The organism is Tardiphaga sp. 215_C5_N2_1 (assembly GCF_052076055.1).
Lineage (GTDB): Bacteria > Pseudomonadota > Alphaproteobacteria > Rhizobiales > Xanthobacteraceae > Tardiphaga > Tardiphaga robiniae.
On the sequence record NZ_CP197240.1, the window covers coordinates 3,513,240 to 3,528,004 of the forward strand.

Here is a 14,765-nt window from a genome sequence, read left to right on the forward strand (position 1 = left end):
TCTTTTGTCACGCGACGTCCAGTCACTGACATTCGAACGCCCACTGCGCTATTCCACCTGACATTGCAGATATGCCCCTTGCCGGAGCCATTTCATGATGAAGCATCACGCCCTTGCCACTGCCGTCGTCTTCGCTGCCCTCGGTGCATCCGCGCTACAGGCGGCCGAAGAGGTCAATGTCTATACCTATCGTGAGACCAAGCTGGTGCAGCCGATCTTCGAGGCCTTCACCAAGGACACCGGCGTGAAGGTCAATGTGATCTCCGCGAGCTCGGGCCTCGAGCAACGCATGAAGGCCGAAGGCGTCAACAGCCCGGCGGACGTACTGCTCACCGTGGATATCGGCCGGATCGACGAAGCCGTGCAGGCGGGCGTGACGCAGCCGATGAAATCCGAGGTGATCGAGAAGGTCGTGCCGGCGCAATATCGTGATCCCGACGGCCACTGGGCCGGCATCTCGATGCGCGCCCGCGTGGTCTATGCGTCGAAGGATCGCGTCAAGCAGGACGCCATCACCTATGAGGAACTGGCCGATCCGAAGTGGAAGGGCAAGATCTGCATCCGCTCCGGCCAACACATCTACAATAACGGGCTGTTCGCCGCCTATGTCTCCAAGCACGGCGAAGCCAAGGCCGAAGAATGGCTGCGCGGCGTCAAGGCCAATCTGGCGCAGAAGCCCTCGGGCGGCGACCGCGAGACCGCGCGGGACGTTGCAGCCGGCAAATGCGATCTCGGTATCGGCAACACCTATTACTGGGCGCTGATGATGAATGCCGATCCCGACAAGAAGCCGTGGGCGGAAGCCACCAAGGTGATCCTGCCGACCTTCGAAGGCGGCGGCACCCATGTGAACCTGTCCGGCGTGCTGCTTGCCAAACATGCGCCGAACAAGGCCAATGCCATGAAGCTGATCGAATGGCTCGCCGGCGAGCATGCCCAGCAGGTCTATGCCGACGCCAATTACGAATATCCCGTGCGCGCCGGCATCACGATCAATCCGACCATCGCGGGCTACGGCAAGCTCAATGCCGATCCGATGCCCATCGCCAAGATTGCCGCCAACCGCAAAGCCGCGTCGACGCTGGTGGACAAGGTCGGGTTTGATAATTGAGCCCGGCTATTGCTCCGTAGGCTGCGATGATGCACAGCCTATCAGTATGTTGTCCCCGCCCTGTGTGCCTGCAGCGCACACGGGGCGGGGACCCATACGCACCGAACTCTCGGTAGGGCGCTGTGGCTACGGCAATTTCTGACTTACTTCTCCTTGGGGTATGGATCCCCGCCTTCGCGGGGATGACATGCGGAGAGTGCCCACGTGGGCATGCACGCCCGTGAGGCCTTCCCGCACCGAAGCGCTCGCGATTCTCGTCGCAGTTGCCACCGCACTCCTCGTGGCAGCGCCCGTGATCAGCATCGCATTACTGGCGCTGCAGCCGGAGCCTGAGCTTTGGCAGCATCTGATTGCCTATGTATTACCGCAAGCGCTGCGCGACACCGCAGCCCTCCTGATCGGCGTCGGTATCGTTACGCTCACAGTCGGCGCCGGCACCGCATGGCTGGTCTCGGCGCACGATTTCCCCGGCCGCACGCTCATGCTCTGGCTCTTGCCGCTGCCGCTGGCGATTCCGACCTATCTCGCCGCTTACGTCTATGTGGACCTGTTCGAGCCACTGGGTCTCGTCCATCGCGCGCTGGCAACGGCAATGTCGTTGCCCGGCGCGATCGGGTGGCTGCCGAGCCTGCGTTCGTTGCCCGGCGCCATCTTCGTGATCGGCATCGTGTTGTATCCTTACGTCTATCTCTCGGCCCGCGCGATGTTCCAGCATCGCAGCGCCGATTTTGCTGAAGCCGCGAAGATACTCGGTGCGGATCGCTGGACGACGTTCCGCCGTGTCTCGCTACCGATGGCGCGCCCCGCCCTCGCTGTGGGCCTCGCACTGGTATCGCTGGAAACGCTGAACGATATCGGCGCCAGCGAATATCTGGGCATTCGCACGCTCACCGTCTCGGTTTTCACGACCTGGCTCAACCGCGGCAGCCTTGCAGGTGCTGCGCAGCTGTCATTGTTCATGCTCGCCATCGTCGCGGTGCTGATCGCCATCGAGCGCTTCGGCCGCCGCGAAGGCAGCGTGGAATTCTCTTCGGAGAATCCGCGGTTGGCACCGCGCACGCCTTTGACGGGTGCACGCGGATGGCTTGCTTTCACCGCCTGTCTCATCCCTGCCCTGCTCGGCTTCGCCGTGCCCTTGCTCTATCTGCTGCGTGAAAGCCTGCGCCGCGGTCTGCTGTCGATGGAAACGACGGTTTGGCGCGATGCCGGCCACACCATTGCGCTGGCCGCAATTGCCACGGGAGCCGCGCTGCTTCTCGGGCTCGTGGTGATCGTCGCTCAGCGCTGGCGTGCTTCGCGGCTGACTAACCTGTCGGTCGCTGTCGCCCAGACCGGCTATGCGCTGCCCGGAACGGTGCTGGCGCTGGGTCTGCTGACGCCGGTGCTGTTCATCGACAATGGATTCAGCAAGCTCGCCGGATGGCTCAGTCTCGCTTCGCCCGGGCTTGTCATGGTCGGCTCTGGCGCCGCCGTGGTGATCGCCTATGTGATCCGGTTCCTGGCGGTGCCGACCGGTTTCATCAAGGCCGGCTTCGAGCACATCCCCGTCGATTACGACGACAGCGCCCGCGCCGCCGGCGCACCGGCAATCACCACACTGCGCGTGATTCAACTGCCGCTATTGCGTCCGGCACTGTTCGGCGCCGTCATCGTCGTCTTCGTGGATTGCCTGAAGGAATTGCCGGCAACGCTGTTACTGCGACCGCTCAATGTCGAAACGCTGGCGACTTCGATCTATCAATATGCGAGCCGTGGCAGCTTTGAAGAAGGCGCCCTGGCCGCACTTCTCATCGTCGCCGCGAGCATCGGCCCCGTGGTCTGGCTGACACGTTTTGCAGATGTGCCTCAGGGGCCGGTGTAACGCGCTTACGCGATCGGGACCTGACCGCTTTTGCGTGACTCCGCAAAGATCGCCCAGCCCGCAACAAACATTGCAGCAATCACCGGACCGACGACGAAGCCATTGAGGCCCAGCGCATCGATGCCCCCGAGCGTCGCGATCAGCACCAGATAGTCCGGCAGCTTGGTGTCCTTGCCGACCAGCATCGGGCGCAGGATGTTGTCGACCAGACCGATGACGAGAAATCCATAGGCGATCAGGATCACACCCTGAACGACGGAGCCCGTCGCCAGCAGATAAAGCGCGACCGGCATCCAGACGAGGCCAGCCCCCACCGCGGGCAACAGCGACAGGAACGCCATCAGCACCGCCCACAGCAACGCGGCATTGATGCCAAGGATCCAGAAGATCAACCCGCCGAGCGCGCCCTGCGCCAGCGCCACCAGAATGCCGCCCTTCACCGTGGCGCGGATCACCACCGTGAACTTCTCCATCAGCTCATCGCGCAGCTCGGGCCGCAGCGGAATGGCATTCTTCACACGCTGCGACAACGCCTCGCCGTCCTTGAACAGGAAGAACAGCAGGTAGAGCATGATGCCGAGATTGATGATGAAGTCGAACGTGCTCTGACCGATGTTCAGCGCCTGGGATGCGAAGTACTGACTGCCTTTGACGAGACCCTCGGTCAGCTTGTCCTGCATACCGCCGAGATTGGCAACACCGAAGCGATCCAGCAGTCCCTTTGCCCATTGCGGAACGGCATCGAGTATCTGCTGCAGAAACGTGCCGAGATTGAATTGGCCAGATTTCATCTTGCCGACGACGACAGCCGCTTCCTGCGCCAGCGATGCGCCAACGAGTGTCAGCGGCAGGATCACGATCAACACGATCAGACCTACGGTGAGCAGAGCTGCCGAATTCGGATGCTTCGGCATCCGGCGCTCCAGCCGCCGATGCATCGGCGCGAACATGATCGCGATGACGACGCCCCACAGGATCGCGCTGTAGAACGAGCTCATGATCCAGCCGAAGGCCAACGTGACCACGACTATCAGAAGCAGGAAGAAACGGTCTTCGAGACTGGCGCGCATGTCGGCTTCCTAGAGCATGACCCGGAAAAGTGGCAACCGGTTTTCCGAATGATCATGCTCAACTAAAGAGATGAAAAGGCAGATACTAACACGAATGCCCGGCACGAGGCCGGGCATCATGTCAACGTTCGGAGCACGCAATCGTTCAGGTATTGGTCAGCGCGACCCGGAATTCAGCTTCGGTATTGGCCTTCACCTCATCGAGCGTCACGCCATCGGCGAGTTCGATCAGGGCCATGCCATCGTTGCCGTGCTTGTCGATGGTGAACACCGCCAGATCGGTGACGACCATGTCGACGACGCGCTCACCGGTGAGCGGCAGGTTGCAGCTCTTCAGCAGCTTGGCGCCATCCTTGGCGGAGTGCTCCATCACCACGACGACGCGCTTGACGCCGGCGACGAGGTCCATCGCACCGCCCATGCCCTTCACCATCTTGCCTGGGATCATCCAATTGGCGAGATCGCCATTCTGGGCGACCTGCATGGCGCCGAGGATCGACAGATCGATATGGCCGCCACGGACCATGCCGAACGAATCCGCCGACGAGAAATAGCTGGTCTCCGGCAGTTCGGTGACGGTCTGCTTGCCGGCATTGATGAGGTCCGGATCTTCGTCGCCCTCATAGGGGAAAGGACCCATGCCGAGCATGCCGTTCTCGCTCTGCAGCTGAACGTCGACGCCTTCGGGAATGTAGTTCGACACCAGCGTCGGAATACCGATGCCGAGATTGACGTAATATCCGTCGCGCAGTTCTTTAGCCGCGCGCGCTGCCATTTGATCACGGGTCCAAGCCATCGTTCTCTCCTGTTTTTGCTTTTGGCGGTTACGCGGGACGCTGACGCGAGGTAACTTTTTCGATCCGCTTCTTGCCGGTACCGACCTCGACAATGCGCTTCACAAAAATGCCGGGGGTGTGAATGTGATCCGGGTCGATCTCGCCGGCCGGCACCAGATGCTCGACTTCGGCAATGGTGATCTTGGCGGCGGTCGCCATCATCGGGTTAAAGTTGCGGGCGGTCTTGCGATAGACGAGGTTGCCGGCGGTATCGCCCTTCCAGGCGTGCACGATGGCAATGTCGGCGAACAGACCACGCTCCAGCATGTAGGTCTCGCCATTGAATTCCATGGTCGGCTTGCCTTCCGAGATCAGCGTGCCGACGCCGGTCTTGGTGTAAAAGCCAGGAATGCCGGCGCCGCCGGCGCGGATACGCTCGGCCAGCGTGCCCTGCGGGGAGAATTCGAGTTCCAGTTCGCCGGCCAGATACTGCTGGGCGAACAGCTTGTTCTCGCCGACATAGGACGAGATCATCTTCTTGATCTGGCGGGTTTCCAGCAGGCGCGACAGGCCGATGCCGTCGACGCCGGCGTTATTGGACACCACGGTGAGGTCCTTGACCCCGGAATCGCGCAATGCGTCCGACAGGTCCTCGGCAATGCCGCAGAGGCCGAAGCCGCCGGACATGATCATCATGCCGTCCTTGAGAATGCCATCGAGTGCCGATTTGGCGTCGGGGTAGACCTTGTTCATGGGAATCGACCTGATGCAGGAATGCGCTGAGAACCCAGCGGGCGCGGGCGGCTATGTCGTGGATTATTAGGCGGAAACTCCGCGACAGGTCAATCGCGGGGGACTGCGACCCCATCACCCCCGCTATGGCCTTGAAAGCGTCAAGAAAACCCTTCAAATTGAGGACCTTGGACGTGGGCGCACGTGGATGCCGCCCCGCTATGTGTGACCACCAACCAACCCGGATAGTTCATTGACGAGTGCCCAAGGAATAAGACGCCTGGGGATGCCGATTGCGGCGCTCCTGGGTGTTGCAGTGATCGGGCTGTTTGCCATGTCGTGGTTGCTTAACCGCGATACGCTGCGTCATGCCGTGGAGGCCCAGATCCGCGCCGTGACCGGGCTGGATTTCGTCGTCAACGGCGCGGTGGATGTCTCGGTCTTTCCAGGCAGCTATGTCTCGTTTCACGATGTCGGTCTGAAAGGCGGCGGGTCGATCGATCCCGCTTTGACGGTCGATGTGCTGACGGCCAATCTCCGGCTGTTGCCGCTGCTGCTTCAGCGTTTCGAGATCGCCGACATGATGATGCTGCGGCCACGTATCCGCGTGATCCGCGAGGCCTCCGGCGAAAGCAACTGGACTCCATTCATCGAGTCCATCGCCCGCACCATGAGGCCGGGCGCTGAACAGCCACTATCCTTCTCCGAGATCCGCATCCAGGACGGCGTGCTGCACTATCAGGACCCGCACAACACCGAGCGTCTCGGCGACATCGACCTGTCACTGGCCTGGCCATCGATCTCGCGCTCGTTCGCTGCAACCGGCCAGTTCGACTGGCGCGGCGAACGCATCGACGGCAGCCTCAGCGTCAGCGACTTCATTGCCGCACTGTCCGGCGAGCGCTCCGGTGTAAAGGCCCGCATCGCTGGTGCGCCGATCAAGCTGGCATTCGACGGCACCGTCGCCAACAAGGCCAGTCTGGTCATGGAAGGCACGTTGACTGCTGACAGCCTGTCGCTGCGCAATGCGCTGCGCTGGGTCGGTCAGGCACCGCCCGGCTCCGGCGGTTTCGGCCGCTTTGCCCTGAAGGCGCGCGCCAGCCTGGTCGGTCCGTCGATCGCGCTGACCAATGTCAATGTCGAGCTCGACGGCAACAGCGCCGAAGGCGTCATGACCTACAGCAACACCGGCCGTCAGACGCTGCAGGCCACCCTGGCTGCCGGCGCACTCGACTTCACGCCCTATGTGTCTACCGTGCGGCTGCTGGCCTCCGGCGCCCGTGACTGGAACCGGCAGTTGTTCGATCTGAACGCGCTGTCCACCACGGATCTCGACATGCGCCTGTCGGCCGCCAAGGTCACAGTTGGCTCCTCAGTGCTCGGCCGCACCGCGCTCGGCGCCAACCTGCGCGGCGGCACACTGGCGCTGTCGGTGGGTGAAGCGCAGATGTATGGCGGCATCGTCCGTGGTTCGTTCAATGTTGCCCATTCCGATGCCGTGGCCGATGTGAAGGCCCAGTTCCAGTTCAGCGATGTCGATCTGCAGGCCTGTGCCAGCGATCTGTTCGGCGTCAACAAGCTCACCGGCCGCGGCAATCTCAGCATGATGCTGGAGGCCTCGGGCTCATCGCCTTTCGGCCTCGCACAATCACTCGACGGCACCGCGACGTTGACCGGTCATGACGGCGCCATCAGTGGCTTCAACGTCGAACAGTTGCTGAAGCGGTTGGAGCGACGTCCGCTGTCCGGCGCCGGCAATTTCCGCTCGGGTTCGACGCCGTTCAACACGCTCAACATGTCCGTGAAATTCAACGACGGTATCGCCACCGCACAGGATATCCGGATCGATGGTCCCGCTGCGAAACTGACGCTGACCGGTACCGCGTCGGTGCCGGCGCGTGAATATGATTTCAAGGGCATTGCCAGTCTCAATCCGGCAACCAACGGCACCGGCGGCTTCGAGTTGCCTTTTGTGATCCAAGGCCCGTGGGACGATCCGCTGATCTTCCCAGATCCGGAAAGCCTGATCCGCCGGTCGCCGGGCGCGGCGCCTTTGCTGGATGCGGTAAAGGATCGCAAGACCCGCGACGCTGTACGCTCGGTGATCGAGCGCTTTACGGGCGTGCCGAAGCAGGCGCCGATAGCAGAGCCGGATAAGCCCGCCGATGCACCTGCGGCGGCAGCACCTGCGGATGCAGCACCAAAGGCGAACTAACTTTTTGCCTTACAACGGCGCGGCGCTTTCGCCGCGGGCGCTCGACAGTTTCGACACTAGCGATGCCAGCACGATAACGACGGCGATGAAACCGACGATCAGCGTGCAGATCGCGTTGATCTCCGGCTTCACGCCGAGACGCACTTCCGAATAGATCCGGATCGGTAGCGTCGCCGAACCCGGCCCGGTCGTAAAACTAGCGATGACGAGGTCGTCCAGCGACAGTGTGAAGGCCAGCATCCAGCCCGCTGCAATGGCCGGCCAGATCAGCGGCAACGTGACGGCTATAAATGCGCGGAGCGGATCGCGGCCGAGATCCATCGCCGCTTCCTCGAGGCTGCGATCGATCCCGGCGAGACGCGACTGTACCACGACAGCGACGAAGCACATGGTCAGTGTGGTGTGGGCGATGGTCACCGTGACAAAGCCGCGCTCGGCATCCAGCGCCACGAACAGCAGCAGCAGCGACAGGCCGGTAATCACTTCGGGCATCACCAGCGGCGCATAGAGCATCCCGGACATCAGCATCCGGCCGCGAAATCCCGCGCCACGCGTCAACGCTATCGCGGCCAAAGTGCCGAGCAGCGTTGCCAGTGTTGCTGACACGACACCCACACGGAGACTCATCCAGGCAGCGTCCAGCATCGCGCGGTCGTTGAAAAATTCGGTGTACCAGCGCGTCGACCAGCCGCCCCACACGGTCACGAGGCGAGACGCGTTGAACGAATAGATGACCAGAATGACGATCGGCAGATAGAGAAACGCCAGACCAAGCACCAGCGACGTGACGTTAAAGCGCGACAGGCGGAGCGGATGCACGGCCATCAGCGCGCCTCCAGCTGCCGGCGCTGCAGCCGGTCATAGACCAATAACGGGATCAACAGCAGCCCGAGCAACACGATGGCGGTGGCAGAGGCGACCGGCCAATCCTTGTTGGTGAAGAATTCGAGCCACAGCGTCTGGCCGATCATCAGCGAATTCGATCCGGCAAGCAGATCGGGAATGACAAATTCGCCCATGATCGGAATGAAGCAGAGCAGTGCACCGGCGCCGACGCCACGCAGCGACAAGGGAACCGTCACCAGCCAGAAGGCGTCGATGCGCGAGACGCCGAGATCGGCGGCGGCCTCGATCAGCGACGGGTCCTGCTTCGCCAGCGTGGCATAGAGCGGCAGGATCATGAAAGGCAGATAGGAATAGACGATGCCGAGATACATCGCACTGTCGGTGGAGAGCCACACGATTGGCGTCGATACGACGTGCAGCGCAAGAAGGACCTTATTGAGCAAGCCGTCATGCTGCAGGATGTTGATCCAGGCATAGATGCGGATCAGGAACGAGGTCCAGAACGGCACGATCACCAGCATCATCGCAATGCCCTGCCAGCGTCGCGGCAAACGCGCCATGCCATAGGCGATGGGATAACCGACCGCGAGCAAGATCAGGGTCGACACGACGGCGACGAGGACACTGCGCAGATAGGACGCAAGATAGAGATTGTCGGAAACGAGCAGCCGGAAATTATCCAGCGACAGCGCGATAAACGACGCCTTTAGCCCGGCGATTCCTTCGGACAGACTGAACACCGGCAGATAAGGCGGCTGCGCAATCGCCGTCTGCGACAGGCTGATCTTCAGCACGAAACCGAACGGCACCAGAAAGAACAGCACCATCCAGACATAGGGCGGGATGGCAGCCAGCCGCGCCGGCGCCGTGAAGATGCGACGCGCGCTCATTGAACCAGCACCACGCAATCATCGGGGGCGAACCATGCCGCAACGCGCTCGCCGATCGAATAGGCATCAACATCGAGCCGCGCGGTATTGGCGAGAGCGACCCGCAATGTGGCTCCGCGGTCGAGCTTCACTTTGTAGAGCGAGCGACCGCCGAGATAGCCGACGTCGGAAATGACACCCTCAAGGCTATTCATGGCGCCGCTATTGACGAGGTCCGTCGCCGGCCCGCGACGCGACAACCGGATCTTCTCCGGGCGGATCGCAACACAGATGACCGCATCGCCGACGGGCTGTCGCGGCTCAATCGCAAACAGGGTTCCTACATCGCGGCCTGCAATGGTCAGGCGATGACTGTCACGATGCGTGATCCCGCCCTCGATGATGTTGATGTCGCCGACGAACTCCGCGACCCAGCGCGATGCAGGCGCCTCATAAAGCTGTCGCGGTGTCGCGACCTGTTGCAGGCGACCGTCATTCATGACGCCGATACGGTCGGCCATGGTCATCGCCTCCTCCTGATCGTGGGTGACGATCACGAAGGTGGTGCCGAGCTGGCGCTGCAGCGCCATCAATTCGACCTGGGTTTCCTCGCGCAGTTTCTTGTCGAGAGCTGCCAGCGGCTCATCGAGCAGCAACAATTGCGGATGCCGCGCCAGCGCCCGGGCGAGCGCCACGCGTTGTTTCTGGCCGCCCGATAATTGATCCGGTCGGCGTTTCTCCAGTCCCTGGAGCTTGACCAGCGCCACCATTTCGGCAACCCGCGTATCGATGCCGAGACGCGTCAGGCTAGCGCTCTTGAGACCGAAACCGATATTGTCGCGCACGTTGAGATGCGGAAACAGCGCGTAGTTTTGGAACATCATGTTGACGGGCCGCTGATGCGGCAAGACCGCGGCGATATCCTCGCCGTTCAACTCGATCTTGCCCGTGTCCGGCGCTTCGAAACCTGCCAGCATGCGCAGTAACGTGGTCTTGCCACAACCGCTCGGGCCGAGCAGCGCGAAGAATTCACCGGCCTTGATGTCCAAAGAGAGATTGTCCACTGCGCTATGCGCGCCGAATTTTTTGGTGACACCGTCGATCCGCAGCAAGGGCGTGGGATAGGCGATGACCGGCGCATCGCTGGCCGCCGGATCCGCGACTGTCGCAGTGAGATTCGTCATAACCGCAAGCTAGCCGCGGAACGCCGCGGGCTCAACAGCATCAGCACTTCGCAACGGCCTGTCGCTCAACCGACCATGCGCGCGGCGGGCGCAGCGGCGGCAATCCGTCCGACCAGCGCAGCATATTGCGCAATCGGGGCAGGACGCCCGATGAAGTAGCCTTGTACGCCGTCGCAGCCTTCGCTGGCGAGGAAGCAGAGTTGCTCGTGGGTCTCGACGCCTTCCGCAACGATCGCGACGTCGAGGCCATGGCCCAGCCCGATGACCGCGCGCACGATGGCAGCGGACTGCGGATTGAGCCCCAGATTGATCACGAAAGCGCGGTCAATCTTGATCTTGTCGAACGGGAATGCCTGCAGATAGGTCAGCGACGAATAGCCGGAGCCGAAGTCGTCCATCGAGATGCGCACGCCGAGCGCCTTCAACCGCCGCAGCAATGCGACGCCGCGATCGAAATCCTCGATCAGCACACCCTCGGTGATTTCCAGCTCAAGGCGACCGGGCTGCAGGCCGGTTTCGAGCAGGATTGAATGCACGAGGCCGACGAGATCACCATGCATGAACTGCGCGGGCGACAGATTGACCGCGATCTGCAGCGGCACCGGCCACGAGGCAGCCTCAAGGCAGGCCTGGCGCAGGATCCACTCGCCCATCTCGACGATCAGGCCACTTTCTTCGGCCAGCGGAATGAAGTCTCCGGGCGGCACGAAACCGCGCGTCGGATGAATCCACCGCGCCAGTGCCTCGAAGCCCGTAATGTCGGCATCGACGACGGTCTGGCCAGCGCGAGCCTGGGGCTGGTAGTGCAGCGACAATTCGCCATTGCGGATCGCGGCCGAGAGGTCCTGATGCAGCACGCGGCGATCGCGCAGTTGCTGGTCCATTTGCGGCTCGAAGATGCTGATCGAACCGCGCGACTGCGACTTGGCACGGAACAGCGCCGCGCCGGAATTCGCCAGCAACGCGGCCGGGTCATGGCCGTCGCGCGGGAACAGCGAGATGCCCGTGGTGACGCCTGTACGCACCGATTTGCCCTCGATCGGGAATTCCTCCGCAAGGGCCGCGGAGATCCGCTCTGCGATCAACAGCCCGGCCGCGGGCTGCGCGCCGTCGATGATCACGCCGAACTCGTCACCGCCGAGCCGCGCCACAACTCCGCCGCCCACGGCTGCATCGACACGACGCGACACTTCGATCAGCAGCTTGTCACCGATGGCGTGACCGAAGACATCGTTGACCTCCTTCAGGCCGTCGAGATCGATCGACAGCACCGCGAATTCCTCGGAAGTCTCGCCGCAGGCATCGATCATCTGCGACAGGGCCTGCAAAAAGGCCGGGCGGTTCGGCAGATCGGTCAGGCCGTCGTGATAGGCCATATGCGCCATCCGCGCCTCGGTCTGGCGGCGGTCGGTGACATCTTCGTGGGTCTTGATCAGATATTGCGGCTCGCCTGCTTCGTCGAGCACGGTGACCCGCCGGGTCAGGAACAGCCGCAATCCGTCGCGCGTGCTGATCGGATGCTCTTCCGCAATCGGTGTTCGGCCCCTGATCGCGGCCTGATCCCGGCTGACGATCAGCTTCGCTTCTTCCGGGCGAAGCATTTCGGGAACCGTCAGACCGATAGCGTCTTCGCGCTTCCGACCCAAAATGACCTCTGCGCCGCGGTTGGCGAACAGATAACGACCGGTGCTGATCTGCTGCACCATCAGCGACACAGGAATGTTGTCGAGCACGGTCTCAAGGAATTTCTTGGCGTTCTCCAGTTCCTTGGACAGCGACTTGCGGTCGGTCACATCCTCGAACAGCGCAATCAGAAATGCCGGCTCATTGCGTTCGTTAAAGGCAATCACGCGATTGCTATCCAGCGTGCGGAGGTCTGAACCAATCTCCACATTGAACTCGCTGCGACACTGACTGCGCGTTTCCACTGCCAGGGCATCGGCTTCGGCAATCGCTTTCGCAGACTGTGCGGAGAATATCTGATCCGGTCGCTTGCCAACGATCTTATCGCGCGAGAGCCGAGAGAAGGTCTCGAAAGCCCGGTTGGCGAAGATATAGCGGCCATCGTCAATGGTCTTGGCCGCGACGCAGATCGGGACGTGATCAAGGACAGATTCGAGGAATTGCTTGGTGGTCGCAAGCTCGCGCTGCAGGAAACGCTGCTCGGTGCAGTCCTCATGAATGCCAATGGCGCCGCCATTGGGAAGCCGGCTGAACTTGACGTGAACGGATTGCCCGCCGGGCATTTCGGCAATGTACTCGCCGGCGGAAACAGTCTGCTCGTAGAAGCTCTGGGTGGCCAGATCGAGCTTGCCACGCTGGCGGCGTAACTCCCGCAATTCTGGACCGGTAATATCCTTGGTGATGTCGGCGCGCGTCAGGTCGTAGATCTCAAGATAGCGATCGTTGCAAAACACGACCCGCTTCTGGTCGTCGAGCATCACGATGCCTTGGCCGAGATGATTGAGGGCAGAACCGACAAACGCATTGCGACGATGCTGCTCGCGACGCACATTGCGCAGCGCCGAGGCGACCCACAGCACAATGGCGGCGAGAAATGCCAGCGCGACAAATCCACCGATGAGGATCTGCCAGATCATTTGCGGGTCGAGTTCACTGATATAATGAACCGCCGGGGATTCTGCGTGGGCTCCGGCAATGCTGCCGAGAAGGCACGCGACTGCGATGACGGACACTGCCGCCTTGCTGTCTGATCGCCCGATCTTGCCAGTCATTACACACCCGCGTATTCGCAGCGTGAGTGTTTGGTTACAGGTATGTGGATCAGGTAAATGCGTATCGTCGCACCTGCAGAATGCGGCGAAATTTGGTGGTAATTAGCTGTGATGCTTAATGTTTTACTAATGCGCCACATGCGCAAGGTCGAACCGCAGCTGACCGGCGCAGCAAACTATCGGACGCGACATGGACAAGGTTGAATGCGTGGTGGTGGGCGCCGGCGTCGTGGGTCTTGCGATCGCCCGGCGACTGGCGGAAGCGGGACGCGAGGTCATCGTGCTGGAGGCCGCGGACGCGATCGGTACCGTGACTTCGTCGCGCAACAGCGAGGTCATCCATGCCGGCATCTATTATCCGGCCGGAAGCCTGATGGCACGGCTCTGCGTCGCTGGAAAACAGGCGCTCTATGATTATTGCCGCGATCGCGGCATCCCGCATCGCAACTCCGGGAAACTGATCGTCGCCACACGTCCGGAGGAAATCGCCAAACTGGCGTCGATCAAAGCGCATGCCGAAGCCAATGGCGTCGCTGATCTCGAGCAATTATCCGGGACAGAGGCACGGGCGCTGGAGCCGGCATTGGCTTGCGAAGCCGCGCTGTTGTCCCCCTCCACCGGAATCGTCGATAGCCACAGCTACATGTTGTCGCTGCGCGGTGAAGCGGAAGCCGCCGGCGCGGCCTTCGCATTCCTCGCGCCGCTGGAACGTGGCCGGGTCACCGCCGACGGTTTCGAGCTGGATATCGGCGGCGAGGCTCCGATGACACTAGCCTGCGACATGCTGATCAATTCAGCAGGCCTGTCCGCAACCGCGATCGCTCGCATGCTCGACGGCATGCCGCTCGACCTCATACCGCCCGCTTATCTGGCGAAAGGCTGTTATTTCAGCTGCAATGCGAAAGCACCGTTCTCGCGGCTGATCTATCCCGTGCCGGAACCGGGCGGCCTCGGCGTGCATCTGACGCTCGATCTGGCCGGTCAGGCGCGTTTCGGCCCTGACGTCGAGTGGGTGGATCATATCGACTACACGGTCGATCCGGCACGCGGAGAGAGGTTCTATCCGGCCATCAGGCGCTACTGGCCGAGTCTACCGGACGGCGCACTGATGCCAAGCTATTCCGGAATGCGGCCGAAGATCGTGCCGCCCGCAGTCGCAGTGCAGGATTTCATGATCCAAGGTGCCCAGACCCATGGCGTGCCGGGCCTTATCAACCTGTTCGGCATCGAGTCACCGGGGCTGACATCATCACTGGCCATCGCGGACTACGTGGCTGAGATGGCGGGACATTGAACGCGAAAGGTTGCAGGCGAAGCGATCCAGGCCAACCGAATACTGGAGCTTCGTCGCAAACCTATCGCGGGA

At 61.9% G+C, this 14,765-nt stretch carries 11 protein-coding genes; 4 read left to right on the top strand and 7 right to left on the bottom strand.

Annotated features, from left to right (window positions below):
* Positions 1 to 94: 94 nt before the first annotated feature.
* Positions 95 to 1,111: a Fe(3+) ABC transporter substrate-binding protein gene (locus AB7828_RS16720; protein ID WP_441230668.1), complete on the top strand. Its 1,017-nt coding sequence runs from the start codon at positions 95 to 97 to the stop codon at positions 1,109 to 1,111.
* A 187-nt stretch (positions 1,112 to 1,298) separates the two neighbouring features.
* Complete coding sequence (locus AB7828_RS16725) at positions 1,299 to 2,972, top strand: ABC transporter permease (protein WP_441230669.1); 1,674 nt, start codon at positions 1,299 to 1,301, stop codon at positions 2,970 to 2,972.
* A 5-nt stretch (positions 2,973 to 2,977) separates the two neighbouring features.
* On the opposite strand, the gene AB7828_RS16730 is transcribed toward AB7828_RS16725, so the two are convergent.
* The 3 genes from AB7828_RS16730 to AB7828_RS16740 form a co-directional block, all read right to left on the bottom strand.
* The gene (locus tag AB7828_RS16730; protein WP_441230670.1) at positions 2,978 to 4,042 is read right to left on the bottom strand and encodes an AI-2E family transporter; all 1,065 of its coding nucleotides are present in this window, start codon (positions 4,040 to 4,042) and stop codon (positions 2,978 to 2,980) included.
* A 145-nt stretch (positions 4,043 to 4,187) separates the two neighbouring features.
* Positions 4,188 to 4,838, bottom strand: a complete 651-nt coding sequence (locus AB7828_RS16735; RefSeq protein ID WP_068728764.1) for a 3-oxoacid CoA-transferase subunit B — start codon at positions 4,836 to 4,838, stop codon at positions 4,188 to 4,190.
* A gap of 28 nt (positions 4,839 to 4,866) precedes the next feature.
* On the bottom strand, positions 4,867 to 5,571 hold the full coding sequence (locus AB7828_RS16740; protein WP_068728766.1) for a CoA transferase subunit A: 705 nt from the start codon (positions 5,569 to 5,571) through the stop codon (positions 4,867 to 4,869).
* Positions 5,572 to 5,836: 265 nt separating this feature from the next.
* On the opposite strand from AB7828_RS16740, the gene AB7828_RS16745 reads away from it, so the two are divergent.
* Positions 5,837 to 7,765, top strand: a complete 1,929-nt coding sequence (locus AB7828_RS16745) for an AsmA family protein (protein ID WP_184512007.1) — start codon at positions 5,837 to 5,839, stop codon at positions 7,763 to 7,765.
* Positions 7,766 to 7,774: 9 nt separating this feature from the next.
* Here the strand turns inward: AB7828_RS16745 and AB7828_RS16750 are convergent, their stop codons facing one another.
* The 4 genes from AB7828_RS16750 to AB7828_RS16765 form a co-directional block, all read right to left on the bottom strand.
* Positions 7,775 to 8,590, bottom strand: a complete 816-nt coding sequence (locus tag AB7828_RS16750) for an ABC transporter permease (protein WP_439061945.1) — start codon at positions 8,588 to 8,590, stop codon at positions 7,775 to 7,777.
* Positions 8,590 to 9,501, bottom strand: a complete 912-nt coding sequence (locus AB7828_RS16755; RefSeq protein WP_439061946.1) for an ABC transporter permease — start codon at positions 9,499 to 9,501, stop codon at positions 8,590 to 8,592. Before AB7828_RS16755 ends, AB7828_RS16750 begins: the two co-directional genes overlap by 1 nt.
* A complete protein-coding gene (locus AB7828_RS16760) occupies positions 9,498 to 10,664 on the bottom strand; it encodes an ABC transporter ATP-binding protein (RefSeq protein WP_439061947.1) in 1,167 nt (388 codons plus the stop codon). Before AB7828_RS16760 ends, AB7828_RS16755 begins: the two co-directional genes overlap by 4 nt.
* 65 nt (positions 10,665 to 10,729) lie before the next feature.
* Positions 10,730 to 13,399, bottom strand: a complete 2,670-nt coding sequence (locus AB7828_RS16765; RefSeq protein ID WP_120287129.1) for a sensor domain-containing protein — start codon at positions 13,397 to 13,399, stop codon at positions 10,730 to 10,732.
* Between the two features lie 190 nt (positions 13,400 to 13,589).
* Between AB7828_RS16765 and AB7828_RS16770 the strand changes: the two genes are divergently transcribed.
* Positions 13,590 to 14,693 (top strand): NAD(P)/FAD-dependent oxidoreductase, encoded by a 1,104-nt coding sequence (locus AB7828_RS16770; RefSeq protein WP_441230671.1) that lies wholly within the window; start codon positions 13,590 to 13,592, stop codon positions 14,691 to 14,693.
* The last annotated feature ends 72 nt before the right edge of the window (positions 14,694 to 14,765 follow it).

Coding starts and splice junctions, on each gene's coding strand:
- AB7828_RS16720 (WP_441230668.1), top strand. CDS start 95: ATGATGAAGCATCACGCCCTTGCCACTGCCGTCGTCTTCGCTGCCCTC.
- AB7828_RS16735 (WP_068728764.1), bottom strand. CDS start 4,838: ATGGCTTGGACCCGTGATCAAATGGCAGCGCGCGCGGCTAAAGAACTG.
- AB7828_RS16765 (WP_120287129.1), bottom strand. CDS start 13,399: ATGACTGGCAAGATCGGGCGATCAGACAGCAAGGCGGCAGTGTCCGTC.
- AB7828_RS16725 (WP_441230669.1), top strand. CDS start 1,299: ATGCGGAGAGTGCCCACGTGGGCATGCACGCCCGTGAGGCCTTCCCGC.
- AB7828_RS16760 (WP_439061947.1), bottom strand. CDS start 10,664: ATGACGAATCTCACTGCGACAGTCGCGGATCCGGCGGCCAGCGATGCG.
- AB7828_RS16745 (WP_184512007.1), top strand. CDS start 5,837: ATGCCGATTGCGGCGCTCCTGGGTGTTGCAGTGATCGGGCTGTTTGCC.
- AB7828_RS16750 (WP_439061945.1), bottom strand. CDS start 8,590: ATGGCCGTGCATCCGCTCCGCCTGTCGCGCTTTAACGTCACGTCGCTG.
- AB7828_RS16755 (WP_439061946.1), bottom strand. CDS start 9,501: ATGAGCGCGCGTCGCATCTTCACGGCGCCGGCGCGGCTGGCTGCCATC.
- AB7828_RS16730 (WP_441230670.1), bottom strand. CDS start 4,042: ATGCGCGCCAGTCTCGAAGACCGTTTCTTCCTGCTTCTGATAGTCGTG.
- AB7828_RS16770 (WP_441230671.1), top strand. CDS start 13,590: ATGGACAAGGTTGAATGCGTGGTGGTGGGCGCCGGCGTCGTGGGTCTT.
- AB7828_RS16740 (WP_068728766.1), bottom strand. CDS start 5,571: ATGAACAAGGTCTACCCCGACGCCAAATCGGCACTCGATGGCATTCTC.